This is a genomic window from Paracoccus actinidiae, assembly GCF_030863885.1.
GTDB classification, from domain to species: domain Bacteria; phylum Pseudomonadota; class Alphaproteobacteria; order Rhodobacterales; family Rhodobacteraceae; genus Paracoccus; species Paracoccus everestensis.
This window is the reverse complement of record NZ_CP132956.1, coordinates 1,227,247-1,242,772: the sequence shown is the minus strand read 5'-3', so window position 1 is coordinate 1,242,772 and position 15,526 is coordinate 1,227,247. Positions and strand designations below refer to the sequence as shown.

Genomic DNA, 15,526 nt, shown 5'->3' with positions numbered 1-15,526 from the left:
GGGCGCGGGCGCGTCAGGCGGTCAGCCGCGCCCCGTCATGGCCCGTGACGCGCAGGTCCATCAGCGCGCCTTCGGGCTGGTCGCGTGCAAAGGCGACCTCGGTGAACTGTTCCGTCCGGCCAAGGCGCGGGCCTTCGGTCAGCACGCTGTGCATCCGGCCCATCTGCCCGTCCAGGTGGCGCCGCAGCGCGGCCTCGCCCGCCTTGCGCAAACGGGCCGCGCGGTCGCGGATCACAGGGCCTTGGACGGCGGGCATCCGGGCGGCGGGCGTGCCCTTGCGGGGCGAAAACGGAAAGACGTGCAGGAAGGTCAGCCCGCAGTCATCGACCAGCTTGACGCTGTTGTCGAACATGGCATCGGTTTCGGTGGGAAAGCCCGCGATGATGTCCGCGCCAAAGACGATGTCGGGGCGCAGCCGGCGCGCCTCCTCGCAGAAGCGGATCGCGTCGTCGCGCCCGTGACGGCGCTTCATCCGCTTCAGGATCATGTCGTCGCCCGCCTGCAAGGACAGGTGCAGATGCGGCATCAGGCGGGGTTCCGTGGCGATGGCCAGCATCAGGTTCTCGTCCGCCTCGATCGAATCGATGCTGCTGATGCGCAGGCGCGGCAGATCCGGCGCCAGCCGCAGGATCCGCATCACCAGATCGCCAAGACGCGGGCCGCCCGGCAGGTCGGCGCCCCAGCTTGTCAGGTCCACCCCGGTCAGCACGACCTCGTTGAAGCCGCGCCCGACCAGACGCTTGATCTGTTCCACCACCACGCCCGCCGGAACCGACCGGGAATTGCCGCGCCCGAAGGGGATGATGCAGAAGGTGCAGCGGTGGTCGCAGCCGTTCTGGACCTGGACATAGGCGCGGTGCCGCCCGAATCCGTCGATCAGGTGGCCCGCCGTTTCACGCACCGACATGATGTCATCGACGCGGATCTTTTCGGTATTCCCGATCAGGTCGGGCGCGCGCAGGCTGGCCCAAGTCTCGGGCTGCATCTTTTCGTGGTTGCCGATCACCCGCGTGACCTCAGGCATGGCGGCAAAGGTCTCGGGTTCGGTCTGGGCGGCGCAGCCGGTCACGATCACCGGGGCGCCCGGGTTTTCGCGTGACAGGCGGCGGATTTCCTGGCGGGCCTTGCGCACGGCCTCGGCAGTGACGGCGCAGGTGTTGACGACAACCGCGCCGGACAGGCCGGCAGCCTCGGCCATCTCGCGCATCGCCTCGGTTTCATAGGCGTTCAGGCGGCAGCCCAGCGTGGAAAAGACGGGCGCGGTCATGATGCCAGCCATTCGGGGGTCAGGGTGCCGGAAAAGACATGGGCCGTCGGCCCCTCCATCCACACCCCGTCGTCGCGCCAGTGGATCAGCAGCACGCCGCCCGGCACGTTCACCCTGACGCGCCGCCCGGTCAGGCCGCGACGGGCGGCAGCCACGGCGGCGGCGCAGGAACAGGAACCCGATGCCAGCGTCGGCCCGGTCCCGCGTTCCCAGATGCGCAGGATGATCTCGTCGCGGGAAACGACTTGCACGACTTCCACATTGGTGCGCTGCGGATACAGCGGATGATGTTCCATCGCGGGACCAAAGGTCGCCAGATCGACCGCTGCCGCCTCCTCCACGAAGACCGTCATATGCGGGTTGCCCATGCCGGTCGCCACGGGATCGCCGGGGATGGGCAGGTGGTCGATGTCCACATCCTGCGCCAAGGGGATCGCCCGCCAGTCCAGCACCGGCGGCCCCATGTTGATGCGTGTCGCCCCGCCGCCTGCATCCTCGGCCAGCAGGATGGCGTGATCGGTGCGCAGGCTCAGCCGGTCGCGGCCCGTCTGGTCCATGACATGGCGCGCGATGCAGCGCGTGGCATTGCCGCAGGCCGAACTGACCGAACCGTCCGCGTTCCAGAACCGCAGCCGGACATCCGCCCCCTCGTCCGCCTCGATGGTCGCCAGTTGATCGAACCCCACGCCCCGGTTGCGATCCGCGATGCGCGCGATCACCTCGGCCGCCGGGGCCGTGCCCCCGCCGCGCAGATCCAGAACGACGAAATCATTGCCAAGCCCATGCATCTTCATGAAGGGCAGGCCGGGGGTGGGTGTGCTGCTCATGGCGGCCATATAATCCCTGCGGAAAATTTCCGCCAGTGCTGCTGACTTTTCCGCTTGACGCCCTCGGGCGCCCCCCCTAGTAAACGCCCGTGTTGGGCCCATAGCTCAGTTGGTAGAGCAACTGACTTTTAATCAGTGGGTCACAGGTTCGAATCCTGTTGGGCTCACCATTCACAAATCAAGGGCCTGGGCCGAAATGCCCAGGCCCTGATCTTTTGTCCGCCCCCCTGCCCCTGCTGCCAGACCCCTTGCCCCCAAATGTCATCGGGCGCGCAGTGCTGCGCGCCCGGCATCGGTGTCGGGCCGCCCGGCCTATTCGGCCGGAACGGCGGTGGGCTCTTCGACATCCATGATCGGATGCGGCAGGTGGATCAGCATTTCCTTGGGACAGACCTGCAGGAAATTGGCCTTCTCGACCTCCCAGTCCGCCAGGATCTCGGCGGCGCGGCGCGATCCGGTTTCCTTGAGGTGCCGTTCGATCAGGCCCTTCAACTGCCCTTCCCAATGGTCCTTGGTCACGGCGCACAACACCAGCGTTTCGGTGTTGATATAGTCGCGCGCCACCCCCTGCGGGTCATAGAGGTAAGCCATGCCGCCGGTCATGCCCGCGCCGAAGTTCGCGCCGATCCGGCCCAGGATCACCGCCACGCCGCCGGTCATGTATTCGCAACCGTTCGACCCGCAGCCCTCGATCACAACCTTGGCGCCGCTGTTGCGCACCCCGAAGCGTTCCCCGGCGCGGCCCGCCGCGAACAGGAAACCGTCGGTTGCACCATAAAGCACCGTGTTGCCGATGATGGTGTTTTCCGCCGCGACCAGCGGGCTTGCCATCGGCGGGCGCACCACGATGGTGCCGCCCGACAGGCCCTTGCCCACATAATCGTTGGCATCGCCCGATACCTCGATCTTAAGCCCCGGCGCGGCAAACGCGCCCAGCGACTGGCCTGCGGAACCGGTCAGGCGGATCGTCAGGTGGTCGGGTTGCAGCGTGTTGCGCATCCCGAACTTCTGCACGATCAGCGACGAGGTGCGCGTGCCGATGGTCCGGTGCGTGTTCCTGACCGCGTAGGACAGTTGCATCTTCTCGCCATCCTCGAAGAAGCGGGCGGCGTCCTTGACGATCTCGCTGTCCAGCGTGTCCAGCACCGCGTTGCGCGGCTTGGTGCGGTCATAGACGATCTTGTCCGCGCCATCGACGGTGATCAGCAACGGGTTCAGGTCCAGGTCGTCCAGGTTCGCGGCGCCCCGGCTGACCTGGGTCAGCAGATCCGCGCGGCCGATGATCTCGTCGATGGACCGCGCACCGATGGAGGCTAGGATCTCGCGCACCTCTTGTGCATAGAAGGTGATCAGGTTCACCACCTTGTCGGCCGATCCGGTGAACATGGCGCGCAGGCGTTCGTCCTGGGTGCAGACGCCCACCGGGCAGGTGTTCGACTGGCACTGGCGGACCATGATGCAGCCCATCGCGATCAGGGCGGCGGTGCCGATGCCGTATTCCTCGGCCCCCATCATCGCGGCCATCACGATGTCGCGGCCCGTGCGCAAGCCCCCGTCGGTGCGCAGCGTCACGCGTTCGCGCAGCCGGTTCATCGCCAGGACCTGATGCGCCTCGGTCAGGCCCATCTCCCACGGCAGGCCCGCGAACTTGATCGAGGTGGCGGGGCTGGCCCCGGTGCCGCCATTGTGGCCCGAGATCAGGATGATGTCGGCCTTGGCCTTGGCCACGCCCGCAGCGATCGTGCCGACGCCCGAAGACGCCACCAGCTTCACGGTGATCTTGGCGCGCGGGTTGATCTGCTTGAGGTCATAGATCAGCTGCGCCAAGTCCTCGATCGAATAGATGTCGTGATGCGGCGGGGGCGAGATCAGCGTCACGCCCTTGGTCGAATGGCGCAGGCGCGCGATCAGGTCCGTGACCTTCATGCCCGGCAACTGCCCGCCCTCGCCTGGCTTTGCGCCCTGGGCCACCTTGATCTCCAGTTCCTCGCAGGCGTTCAGGTATTCGGCGGTGACGCCGAAGCGGCCCGAGGCCACCTGCTTGATCTTGGCGCAAGGGTTGTCGCCATTGGGCAGCGGGTGGCTGTGCGCCGGATCCTCGCCGCCTTCGCCGCTGTCGGATTTCGCGCCGATGCGGTTCATGGCGATATTCAGCGTCATGTGCGCCTCGGGTGACAGCGCCCCCAGCGACATCCCCGGCGTCACGAACCGCTTGCGGATCGAGGTGATCGATTCCACTTCCTCGATGGGCACGGGCTTGCCCAGGGCCTTGATGTCCAGAAGGTCGCGGATGTGGATCGGGGGGTTGGCCCGCATGGTGGCGCTGTATTGCTTCCACACGTCATAGGAGGCGCGGTCGCAGGCCACCTGCAGCAGCTTCATGGTGCTGGCTTCCCAGGCGTGCTTTTCGCCCGTTCGCCGCATCTTGTAGAAGCCGCCGACCGGCAGAAGATCCACCCCGCCCGCGTGGAAGGCCTTGTGATGCAGGCCCTCGACCTTGGCCTGCAACCCGTGCAATCCGATGCCGCTGATGCGGGAATGCATTCCGGGGAAGTATTCGGCGACCATCGCGCGCGACAGGCCCACGGCCTCGAAGTTGAGGCCGCCGCGATAGGACGAGATCACGGAAATCCCCATCTTGGCCATGATCTTCAGAAGGCCCGCATCCACCGCATCGCGATAGCGGCGCATATTCTCGATCAGCGTGCCGGGCAGAAGGCCGCGTTCGATCCGGTCCTGTATCGAATCCTGGGCCAGATAGGGGTTCACGGTTGTCGCGCCGCAGCCGATCAGCACCGCGAAGTAATGCGGATCGATGCATTCGGCGGACCGCACGTTCAGCGAACAGAAGGTCCGCAATCCCTTGCGGGTCAGCCAGGAATGGACCGCACTGGTGGCCAGGATCATCGGCATGGCGACGCGCGCCGCACCCTGCGCCTCGTCCGTCAGCACCAGATGGCCCGCGCCAGACCGCACGGCATCCTCTGCCTCGGCCCGGATGCGGGCCAGGCCTTCGGCTAGGGCCTCGGACCCTGCGTCGTCGGGAAAGGTGCAGTCGATCCGCGTTACCGCCTCGCCGAACATCCGCGACATTTCCGCGAACTCGCCGTTGGCGACGAAGGGGCTTTCCAGGATCAGGATCTCGGTCTGGGTGCTGCTTTCGTCCAGCACGTTCTTGAGGTTGCCGAACCGCGTCTTCAGCGACATCACCCGCGTTTCGCGCAAGCTGTCGATGGGCGGGTTCGTCACCTGGGAAAAGTTCTGCCGGAAGAAATGGCTCATCGGGCGGTACTGGTTCGACAGGACCGCGGGCGGCGTGTCGTCGCCCATGGATGCGATGGATTCCTTGCCGTCCTCGGCCATGGGGGAAAGGACGTGCTCCAGTTCCTCAAGCGTGTAACCTGCCGCAGTCTGGCGGCGGCGCAGGTCGTCGCCGCTGAAATGCGTCCGTTCGGGCAGTTCGCGCATGATGTCGTTCAGGTCCACGACCTTCTCGATCCATTCGCCAAAGGGCTGGCTGGACGCCAGGCGGTCCTTGATGGCGCCGTCGTGATACAGCTTTCCGTCCCACATATCGACGGCGATCATCTGGCCGGGGCCAAGCGCGCCCTTTTCGCGCACGCTCATCTCGTCCACGGGGACCATGCCGACCTCGGATCCCGCGATCAGCAGGTTCTCGGTCGTCACGACATAGCGCATGGGCCGCAAGCCGTTGCGGTCAAGCCCGCCGCAGACCCAGCGGCCATCGGTCATCGCCAGGGCGGCGGGACCGTCCCAAGGCTCCATCACCGCGTTGCAATAGGCATACATATCGGCCCAGGCCTTGGGCATGTCGGTGGTAGCCTTGGACCAGCTTTCCGGGACCAGCATGGTCTTGGTCATGGGCGCGGAACGCCCCGACCGGACCATCACCTCGAACACGGCATCCAGGGCGGCGCTGTCCGACGACCCGGCGGGAACGATCGGCTTGATATCCTCGGCCGCCTCGCCAAAGGCGCTGGATGCCATGCGGATCTCGTGGCTGCGCAGCCAGTTGAGGTTGCCCTTCAGCGTGTTGATCTCGCCGTTATGGGCCAGCATCCGGAAGGGCTGGGCCAGCCACCATTGCGGGAAGGTGTTGGTGGAATACCGCTGGTGATAGATCGCAAACGCGCTCTCGAAGCGGTCGTCCTTGAGGTCGGGATAGAATTCCGCGACCTGTTCGGCCAGCATCATGCCCTTGTAGATGATCGAGCGGCAGGACAGCGAACAGAAATACAGGCCCGCGACCTGGGCTGCGACGGCGGCTTTTTCGATGCGGCGGCGGATGATGTACAACTCGCGCTCGAACCGGACCTGGTCGATGTCCTTTTCGCAGCGGATCAGGATCTGCTCGATCTCGGGCCGTGTCGCATTGGCCTTTTCGCCCAGAACGGCCGTGTTCACCGGGACGTGGCGCCAGCCATAGATGTAATGGCCCATGCGCAGGACTTCGGATTCCACGATGGTCCGGCAGGCTTCCTGGGCAGCAAAGTTGGTGCGAGGCAGGAAGACCTGGCCCACGGCGATCAGCTTGGACTGGTCGGGTTCATGGCCGGTGCGGCGGATCTGGTCATAGAAGAAGGGCACCGGGATCTGGACATGGATGCCCGCGCCGTCGCCAGTCTTGCCATCCGCATCAACCGCGCCGCGATGCCAGATCGCCTTCAACGCGTCGATGCCCGACTGCACGACCTTGCGCGAGGGCTTGCCGTCGATATTGACCACCAGACCCACGCCGCAGGACGAATGCTCGTCCTCCTCGCGGTACAGGCTGTTGCGGGCCATCCAGTCGCGGCGGGCCTGTTCCTGTTCCTGCCAATCCTTGCTCATCGCTAGGCCCTTTCTTGCAGAAGCTGCGTCAGCAACTGATCGCAGTCGAATTTCGGTTCGGCCTCCCCGAAGCCTTCCTCGCCGGGAAAGGCGAAGGTGACGGGGCTGTCGTTGGTTTCCTGGCGCTGGCCGGTCCAGTCGGACTGGGTTTCCACCCCGCCATAAAAGCGGCCCATCTTGCGGCTGATGAATTGCTGGCCGGTGCGCTCGATCAGCAATTCGCCGCTGGCATCATAGGTTTTCAACTGGAACCGGGTCACTTCCAGCGGCTGCCCGTCGATGTCGACCGTCTCGCCGGTCAGGGTATCCTGGCCCACATGACGAAGCCGTTCGCCGGTATTGGATTCGGTCCAGAAATCAAAATCGTCCTTGCCGGTTTCCAGAAGGGTCTGGAAGCTGGCATGGTCCTTGGACCGTTCGACCAGGAAATCGGCCAGCCCGGTATTAGGATCGCTGCTTTCGATCCAGCGGGTTTCGGCGTCGATACGCGACAGGTGGCGCAACCCGTCTTCGCCCAGGATGGCGCTGCGCTGATGACCCGCGGGGTCCGCGGAACATTGGTAATACTGGGTGACCGAACAGCCGCGGTTCTGCACCGTGGCCTGCAACTGGCAGCCCTTGGGCGGGGTGAAGCTTGCGGCATGGCCGACGGACGCGGCCAAGGCAAACCCCAGTGGCGCGATGATCCGCAGCATCACAGCCCCTATTCCGCCGCGATGCGGGCTTCGCCCGTAAGGAAACCGGCGATGGATTCGGCGGCCTCGCGCCCGTCGCGGATCGCCCAGACGACCAGCGAGGCGCCGCGCACGATGTCGCCCACGGCGAAGACGCCCGGCAGGCTGGTCTGGTGGGTCTGGAAATTGGCCTTGATGGTGCCCCAGCGGGTGACCTCCAGCCCGTCGACGCCCCACAGCTTTGGCAGATCCTCGGGCTCGAAGCCCAGGGCCTTGATGACCAGGTCGGCGGGTTCGTCGTAATCCGCGCCCTCGATCAGTTCGGGCGACTGGCGGCCCGTCACATCCGGCGCGCCAAGGCGCATCTTCTGGATGCCGACCGAGGCAATCTGCGTGACGGTCCGCACCGGACCGTCCACGTCGGCTTCCTGGTTGGCGGCGAAATCGCCGGTGACATGGCCGATGAACTTGCCCGGCGCCGACATCCAGACGAATTCGACGCCTTCTTCCTCGGCGTTCTGAACCTCGCGCTGCGATCCCGGCATATTGGCGCGGTCGCGGCGGTAAAGGCATTTCACCGAAAGCGCGCCCTGGCGGATCGCCGTGCGCACGCAGTCCATGGCCGTGTCGCCGCCGCCGATCACGACCACGCGCTTGCCCCGGGCGTTCAGTTCGCCATCGTCGTAATCGGGAACCTCGTCGCCGAATTCCACCTTGTTGGAGGCGGTCAGATAGTCGATGGCCCGCACCACCCCGCCCGCATCGGCATTGTCCAGATCCAGGTCGCGGGTCTTGTAAACGCCCGTGGCGATCAGCACCGCGTCATGCTTGCCCCGGATGGCGTCAAAGCTGATGTCCTGGCCCACGTTGCAGTTCAGCACGAATTCCACGCCGCCGTCTTCCAGCCATGCGTTGCGGCGCATGACCACGTCCTTTTCCAGCTTGAAGCCGGGGATGCCATAGGTCATCAGCCCGCCCGCCCGGTCATAGCGGTCATAGACCGTGACCTGGAAACCCTGCCTGCGCAGCATATCGGCGGCGGCAAGGCCACCCGGCCCCGCGCCGATGATGCCCACGCTTTCGGCCCGTTCCACCACAGGCGCGGCGGGCTTGACCCAGCCCATCTCCCAGGCGGTGTCGGTGATGTATTTCTCGATCGAGCCGATGGTGACGGTGCCATGGCCCGACTGTTCGATCACGCAGTTGCCTTCGCACAAACGGTCCTGCGGACAGATGCGGCCGCAGATTTCCGGAAAGGTGTTGGTGGCCTGGCTGACGTGATAGGCCTCTTCCAGCCGGCCTTCGGCGGTCAGGCGCAGCCAGTCGGGGATGTTGTTGTGCAGCGGACAATGCGACTGGCAATAAGGCACGCCGCATTGGCTGCAGCGGCTGGCCTGCTCGGCAGCCTTGGCATCGGCAAATTCGCGATAAATCTCATGGAAATCCTCGCTGCGTTCGGTCGCGGGGCGCTTGATCGGCGTTTCGCGCGGGGTCGAGACGAATTTGAGCATCTTCTGCGTGGCCATGGCTGCGCGACCTTCCAATGACAGGAACTTCCACAGCCGCAATAAACCAAGGCAAAAACCATTAAAAGTCAGCCATGCTGACCTAAACCCCATATTTATGGCAACAAGGTCAAATAAATTCGCTTCGCCCCCAAAAATTAGGTCATAATAGGTTACCCAAAAACGGAAAGCACCAGCAGGACAACGCAGCCCATGATGATGCGCCACCAGCCAAACAGCGCATAGCCATGCTGCGATACATAGTTCAGCAGCCAGCGGACCACGATCAGCGCGCTGACCAGGGCTGCCACAAAGCCCACGGCGATATTGCCCAGGGCGCTTGCATCCAGAAGGTCACGGTTCTTGAACAGATCCAGGGCGAATGCCCCGAACATCGTCGGCATCGCCAGAAAGAAGGAAAATTCGGCGGCCGCGCGCTTGTCCGCGCCCAGCAGCAACCCGCCCACGATGGTCGCGCCCGACCGCGACACGCCGGGGATCATCGCCACGCATTGGAACAGGCCGATCCTGAAGGCCACGGACAGGGGCAAATCCTCGGCCCGCGCATAGATGGGGTGGTCGGCGCGGCGGTCCACCCACAAAAGGACGATCCCGCCCAGGATCAGCATGACCGCGATCAGCATGGGCGTTTCGAACAGTACCGACTTAATGAAGCCATGCGCAAAGGCGCCTACCACTGCCGCAGGCAGAAAGGCCAGCAGCACCGCCCCCAGAAACCGCCGCGCGGCGGGATCATGGGGCGCGGCCGACAGGATTTGCACGATCCGGGTGGAATAGACGCCCAGGATCGCCAGCAGCGCACCCAGCTGGATCAGCACCTCGAACGACCGGCCAGGGGAATCGAAGCCCAGGAAATGGCCTGCCAGCAGGATATGCCCGGTCGAGGATACCGGAATGAACTCCGTAAGCCCCTCGAGAACCCCGAGGGCTGCGGCGACGATCGTGTTGGATTCCATCAGTCGGCGCGCAGGTTCTTGGCCGATTGCTTGATCGCATCATATTGCCCCGAAGGACGGAACCGCCACAGATAGTCTTCGATCACCGCATCCGACGCGACGGGCTGGATACCCAGATCCGCAAAACCCCGGGCGCTGGGCGACACGACGTTGTCGGTGCGCAGCAGGGCGATCTGGTCGCGCGTCAACAGGGAATTGGTGAACAACCCGCCGGTCACGAATTGCGCGATGCCCAGCATCCGCGCGCCCAGGTTCGCGAACCAGAAGGGCAGGTTCACCACGCCGCGCCGACGCATCGTGGTGCGCAGAACCTGGTCCGCGACCTCTTTCACGGTCATCACGTCGGGACCGCCCAGTTCATAGATGCCGGGCGCGGCCTCGCCCGTCGCGCCCTTGACGACGGCAAGCGCCACGTCATCGACAAAGACCGGCTGCAGCCGGGTCTTGCCGCCGATCACCGGCAACACCGGGCCGAGGCGCGTCATGGCGGCAAAGCGGTTATAGAAATTGTCGCCCTGCCCGAAAATGACGGAAGGCCGCAGGATCACCGCATCGGGGCGATGCTTCAGCACCGACGATTCGCCCCGTGCCTTGGTCGCGATATAAGGGCTGTCCGATTCGGGATCGACCCCCAGGCCCGAGATATGGATCATGCGCGAAACGCCCATCTCGACTGACAGGCGGGCGATCCGTTCGGCGCCGTCCTCGAACACTGTCTGGAAATTGCTCTTGCCCTTGGGGGCCAGGATATTGACGCAGTTCACCACGGCATCGGCCCCCGCCATCGCGGCGCGCACGGACAGGTCGTCGCGGATGTTGCACAGGACCGGCTGGACCTGGCCCACCGCGCCATAGGTGCGGGTGAACAGCGCCTCGTCCGGGCGGCGGACGGCAATGCGGACGCGCCAGCCGCGCTTGGCCATCTGACGGGCGACGTGCCGGCCGACAAAGCCCGAACCGCCATAGATCGTGACCAGTTTCGCCATGGGCGTTTCGCCTCCTTCATGCCGATATCCGTCCGTTCCATACCCCCGCGCGCGGGCCGCGACAAGGCGGGCGGCGGGGGCGCGGGGACAGCGGATGGATTTTCGCAAGATTTCTGCCCCACCCCCATTGACGCCCCCCGCGACTGGCTTTAGAGACCCGCCCACACCAGTTGGCCCAGATGGCGGAATTGGTAGACGCGCACGGTTCAGGTCCGTGTGCCGCAAGGCGTGGAGGTTCGAGTCCTCTTCTGGGCACCATAAAAAGCCCCCGGAAAACTTCTGTTTTCCGGGGGCTTTTTCTTGTTGTCCGTCAGATTTGGGGCGGGACCAAGCCCGCCCCGCCGTTGTCAGAACTGCTTGCCCATCGCCCGGTCAACAGACAGCCTGCCGCCGCCATGGGCCACGAAATACAGCGTGATCGCCAGCCACAACAGCGATTTTTCCGCCCCCGAGAATCCCTCGGCCTGAACGACCCAGTGGAAATAGGTCGTGACGCACAGGACGATGGAGGTGGCAAAGGCCGCCGGACGCGTCAGCAGGCCCAGGGCCAGCAACAGCCCGCCAAAGAACTCGGTCGCGGCCAGCAGCGGCGCCCAAAGCCAGCCGGGATAAAAGCCCAGCCCCTCGACCATGCCGACCGCGCCCATCGGCGCCAGGATCTTGGGCCAGCCATGGACCATGAAGGTGATGCCCGCGATCAGGCGCATGAAAAGCACCGTCAGCGGTGCCAGAGCGGCATAAAGCCCCTGCAGTTTCGGGATGATGAGGCGGGTGTCGGTGGTGTAATGGGTCATTGTCGATCTCCTGGAACTTGCGGCCGCAACGCGGCGCAAGGATAACAGCATTGCCCCGGGTGGGGCAGGATTGATGCAGCCGGAAGATCAGGCGCGGGGCGGGCGCCAAGGAAGCGTCCAGCGGTCATCGGCCAGGACGGCCTTGCCAAAGCCCACAGGAAGTTGCGACCCCGGCCGTGCCGCATCCATCACGCCGCCGCCCGGTGCCAGGCAGATAAAGCAGACGCCGGGTTTCTTGACCATTTCGGCCTGACTGCCGGGCATACCTGCCGCATAGCACAGATTGTCAGCGCGGATCTGGGAACTGCACGGGGGCTGCGTGATGTCCGCGCTTGCCACCGTGACAGACATCGCCAGAAGCGATACCATCAGGATCAATGTGGCAAGAATTCTCATCCCTGGCGGCCGGGTCGTTGCGGATGGCCCGATATGGCGCAGCAAGCCTGCTGTTTTCAAGTGATTTTCGCCGTCTCCGTTCATATTGCTGGAACCTGCCGATGCCACGGTCATTTTGTCAGCCAGACCCAAGGAGGAAACCATGTCGGACCTGATCGTCATTGCCTTCGACGATGGAGCCAGCGGATTCGAACTGCGCGCCGAACTGGTGAAGATGCAGGGGGAATACCTGATCGAGATGGAGGACGCGGTTGTCGTCACCCGTGCGGGCGAAGACGGCTTCACCCTGCACCAGGCGGTGAACCTGACGGCGGCAGGCGCTCTTGGCGGCGGCTTCTGGGGGACGCTGATCGGCCTGGTGTTCCTGAACCCGCTGATCGGCGCGGCGGTCGGGGCGGCATCCGGGGCGCTTGCCGGGCGGCTGACCGATATCGGCATCAACGACGATTTCATGCGCGACACCGCCCGCGCCCTGCCGCCGGGCGGATCGGCGGTCTTTGTGCTGTTGCGCAAGATGACCGCCGACAAGGTACTTGACCGGCTGCAATCGTTTCACCGCCGGGGGCGCCTGCTGCAAACCTCGCTGTCCCAGCAGGACGAGGACCGGCTGCGCGATGCCCTGTCGGGCGACGCGACGGCGGCACCGTCCGCCACGGGCGCTTGACGCAAGACCGGGCTGCATGAGACACGGCGGCCCATGGTCATTCGCCTTTTGTTCAGCCCCCCCGCCGCCGAGGCCGACACGGGGATTCCAGCGATACGCTGGCGTCCCCTGCGTCGCCTGCTGATCTGGGCACGCTGGCTGGCGCTGCGCTTTCTGGCGCTGATGGTCGGGCTGGTGATGTTCTATGCCTTGATCAATCCGCCAACCACCTGGACCATCGTGGCCGAGGCGACCGAACCCCGGTCCTGGACCGATATCGAGGATATCGCCCCCGTCATGCGCCGGTCGGTCGTGGCGGCCGAGGATGCGAATTTCTGCGCGCATTGGGGCTTCGACATGACCGAGATCCGCAAGGTCGTGGCATCGGGTTCAACGCGCGGCGCGTCCACCCTGACCCAGCAGACCGCCAAGAACGTGTTTTTGTGGCAAGGTCGCAGCTGGGCGCGCAAGGCGCTTGAAACCGCCTTTACCCCCATGATCGAGGCCTTCTGGTCCAAGCGCCGCATCCTGGAGGTTTATCTGAACGTAGCCGAATTCGGTCCCGGCATCTTCGGGATCGAGGCTGCGGCGCGCGAATATTTCGGCACGACCCCGGACAAGCTGACAAAGGTTCAGGCCGCACGGCTTGCCGCCGTCCTGCCCGCGCCCAAGACCCGCAGCCCCGGCCGCGCCTCGGCCCGGTCCCGTGCGATTGCCGACGGGGCGGCGACGATTGCGCGCGACGGCCGCGCCAATTGCCTGTAAGCCTGCCCGTCTTGGTTGAAACAAGGCGGGCACAGGCTTATCAAGGCCCGATTGCGACGCAGGGATTCTTGAAGCAGGCGATGAACACCAACACCCAGACCACCCGGCTTTACCATTCGCCCTTGTCGCCCTTTTGCCGCAAGGTTCGGCTGGTGCTGGCCGAAAAGCGCATCGAGGTCGAACTGGTCGAGGAGCGTTACTGGGAAAGCCCGCCCGACCTGAAGCGCCGCAACCCGGCCGGAAAGCTGCCGGTCCTGCGCCATCGCGGCATCATGCTGGCCGAAAGCCAGGCGATCATCGAATACCTGGACGAGGCCGTCCCCCAGCCCGCCTTGATGCCCGCCACCCCGCTGGAGCGCCACGAGGTGCGCCGCCTGTGCGCCTGGTTCGACGACAAGTTCAACGTCGAGGTGACGACCCCCATCCTGACGGAACGCGTGTGGAAAAAGGTTACCCGCCAGGGCTATCCCGACAGCCGGGTGGTCAAGGACGGGCTGCGCGCGATCAAGGAGCATATCGACTATCTCGCCACGCTGCTGGAAACCCGCCGCTGGCTGGCGGGCAACAGCCTGTCGCTGGCCGATTTCACGGCGGCTGCGCATTTCTCTTGCCTGGATTACATCTCGGACGTGGACTGGGACCGGTCGGACAGCCTGCGCGACTGGTATGCGACGATCAAGTCGCGCCCGGCCTTCCGGTCGATCCTGGCCGACCAGGTTCCGGGGATTCACCCCGCCCCCCATTATGCCGAGCTTGATTTCGGATAGAACTGGGGGGCCAGCCCCCCAGACCCCCCGGGATATTTGGGCCAAGCTGAAAGAGCGCGTGGCTGCCGAATCGAAGGCGGTCGGATTTTCCCAGATGCGGGTCACGACCCCGGATGCGGTCCCACAAGTGGCCGAGCGGTTGCAGCAGTTCCTGGATGCCGGGCGGCATGGCCAGATGGACTGGATGGCCGAACGGACCCATTGGCGCGGCAATCCGGCCCAACTGTGGCCAGAGGCAAAATCGGTGATCGTCCTGGCCGAGCTGTACACGCCTGACCACGATCCGCTGGCCGTGCTGGACCGGCCCGACCGCGCGGCGATCAGCGTTTATGCCCAAGGGCGCGATTATCACGACCTGGTCAAGAAGCGGCTGAAACAGCTTGGCCGCTGGCTGCTGGAGCAGGTGCCAGGCGAACAGATCAAGGTCTTTGTCGATACCGCGCCGGTCATGGAAAAGCCCCTGGCACAGGCGGCGGGCCTGGGCTGGCAGGGCAAGCACACGAACCTGTTGTCGCGCGACCTGGGAAGCTGGTTCTTCCTGGGGTCGATCTTCACCACCATCCCCCTGCCCCCCGATGCGCCCGAGGTTTCTCATTGCGGATCCTGCCGTGCCTGCCTGGACGCCTGCCCGACCGGGGCCTTTCCCGCCCCCTATCAACTGGATGCGCGGCGCTGCATTTCCTATCTGACGATCGAGCATAAAGGCCCGGTCGATCCCGAACTGCGTCCCATGATGGGCAACCGAATCTATGGCTGCGACGATTGCCTGGCCGTGTGTCCCTGGAACAAGTTTGCCCAGGCGGGATCGGAAATGCGCTATCGCGGCATCGTCGCCGCACCGCCGCTGGCGGAACTGGCGGTCCTGGACGACGCAGGCTTTCGGGCGCGGTTTTCGGGCAGCCCGATCAAGCGCATCGGGCGCGACAGGTTCGTGCGCAATGTCCTGTATGCCATCGGCAATTCGGGCGATCCCGCGCTGGCGGATCTGGCGCGCGGGTTGGTGGAGGATCCTGATCCCGCCGTGGCCGATGCGGCCCTTTGGGCGGCGGGACGCCTGGCCGGGGCCTGAAGGCG

The 15,526-nt window shown here is 65.1% G+C and carries 13 protein-coding genes and 2 tRNA genes; 6 read left to right on the top strand and 9 right to left on the bottom strand.

Annotated elements, in window-relative coordinates; translation table 11 throughout:
• Nucleotides 1-13 precede the first annotated feature (13 nt).
• Together mtaB and dapF are read right to left on the bottom strand one after the other, a co-directional pair.
• Complete coding sequence (mtaB, locus tag Q5701_RS06215; RefSeq protein WP_306754406.1) at nt 14-1,267, bottom strand: tRNA (N(6)-L-threonylcarbamoyladenosine(37)-C(2))-methylthiotransferase MtaB; 1,254 nt, start codon at nt 1,265-1,267, stop codon at nt 14-16.
• Complete coding sequence (gene dapF, locus Q5701_RS06210; protein ID WP_306754404.1) at nt 1,264-2,103, bottom strand: diaminopimelate epimerase; 840 nt, start codon at nt 2,101-2,103, stop codon at nt 1,264-1,266. Before dapF ends, mtaB begins: the two co-directional genes overlap by 4 nt.
• Before the next feature lie 85 nt (nt 2,104-2,188).
• On the opposite strand from dapF, the gene Q5701_RS06205 reads away from it, so the two are divergent.
• Nucleotides 2,189-2,264: transfer RNA gene (locus Q5701_RS06205), tRNA-Lys, on the top strand.
• A 142-nt stretch (nt 2,265-2,406) separates the two neighbouring features.
• Here the strand turns inward: Q5701_RS06205 and gltB are convergent.
• The 5 genes from gltB to Q5701_RS06180 form a co-directional block, all read right to left on the bottom strand.
• Nucleotides 2,407-6,945 carry a glutamate synthase large subunit gene (gene gltB, locus Q5701_RS06200; protein WP_306754403.1) on the bottom strand — a complete coding sequence of 1,513 codons (4,539 nt, stop codon included), beginning with the start codon at nt 6,943-6,945 and terminating at the stop codon, nt 2,407-2,409.
• A 2-nt stretch (nt 6,946-6,947) separates the two neighbouring features.
• Nucleotides 6,948-7,640 carry a hypothetical protein gene (locus Q5701_RS06195; RefSeq protein WP_306754402.1) on the bottom strand — a complete coding sequence of 231 codons (693 nt, stop codon included), beginning with the start codon at nt 7,638-7,640 and terminating at the stop codon, nt 6,948-6,950.
• A gap of 8 nt (nt 7,641-7,648) precedes the next feature.
• Nucleotides 7,649-9,145, bottom strand: coding sequence for an NAD(P)-dependent oxidoreductase (locus Q5701_RS06190; RefSeq protein WP_306754401.1), 1,497 nt, complete (start codon nt 9,143-9,145; stop codon nt 7,649-7,651).
• 152 nt (nt 9,146-9,297) lie between these two features.
• Entirely contained in the window at nt 9,298-10,101 is an 804-nt protein-coding gene (locus Q5701_RS06185; RefSeq protein WP_373568620.1) for an undecaprenyl-diphosphate phosphatase, read from the bottom strand.
• Nucleotides 10,101-11,087, bottom strand: coding sequence for a complex I NDUFA9 subunit family protein (locus Q5701_RS06180; protein ID WP_306754400.1), 987 nt, complete (start codon nt 11,085-11,087; stop codon nt 10,101-10,103). Before Q5701_RS06180 ends, Q5701_RS06185 begins: the two co-directional genes overlap by 1 nt.
• A gap of 173 nt (nt 11,088-11,260) precedes the next feature.
• Here Q5701_RS06180 and Q5701_RS06175 point away from each other — a divergent pair.
• Nucleotides 11,261-11,345: transfer RNA gene (locus Q5701_RS06175), tRNA-Leu, on the top strand.
• A gap of 89 nt (nt 11,346-11,434) precedes the next feature.
• Here Q5701_RS06175 and Q5701_RS06170 read toward each other — a convergent pair.
• Both Q5701_RS06170 and Q5701_RS06165 read right to left on the bottom strand, forming a co-directional pair.
• Complete coding sequence (locus Q5701_RS06170) at nt 11,435-11,881, bottom strand: DoxX family protein (RefSeq protein WP_234854767.1); 447 nt, start codon at nt 11,879-11,881, stop codon at nt 11,435-11,437.
• Nucleotides 11,882-11,968: 87 nt separating this feature from the next.
• Nucleotides 11,969-12,277: a hypothetical protein gene (locus Q5701_RS06165; RefSeq protein WP_306754399.1), complete on the bottom strand. Its 309-nt coding sequence runs from the start codon at nt 12,275-12,277 to the stop codon at nt 11,969-11,971.
• A 142-nt stretch (nt 12,278-12,419) separates the two neighbouring features.
• Between Q5701_RS06165 and Q5701_RS06160 the strand changes: the two genes are divergently transcribed.
• The 4 genes from Q5701_RS06160 (at nt 12,420) to queG (ending at nt 15,521) form a co-directional block, all read left to right on the top strand.
• A complete protein-coding gene (locus Q5701_RS06160; RefSeq protein WP_306754398.1) occupies nt 12,420-12,941 on the top strand; it encodes a DUF1269 domain-containing protein in 522 nt (173 codons plus the stop codon).
• 33 nt (nt 12,942-12,974) lie between these two features.
• On the top strand, nt 12,975-13,685 hold the full coding sequence (gene mtgA / locus Q5701_RS06155; protein ID WP_306754395.1) for a monofunctional biosynthetic peptidoglycan transglycosylase: 711 nt from the start codon (nt 12,975-12,977) through the stop codon (nt 13,683-13,685).
• An 80-nt stretch (nt 13,686-13,765) separates the two neighbouring features.
• A complete protein-coding gene (gene fzlA, locus Q5701_RS06150; RefSeq protein ID WP_234854763.1) occupies nt 13,766-14,452 on the top strand; it encodes an FtsZ-binding protein FzlA in 687 nt (228 codons plus the stop codon).
• A 58-nt stretch (nt 14,453-14,510) separates the two neighbouring features.
• Nucleotides 14,511-15,521, top strand: a complete 1,011-nt coding sequence (gene queG / locus Q5701_RS06145; protein WP_373568619.1) for a tRNA epoxyqueuosine(34) reductase QueG — start codon at nt 14,511-14,513, stop codon at nt 15,519-15,521.
• Nucleotides 15,522-15,526 lie beyond the last annotated feature (5 nt).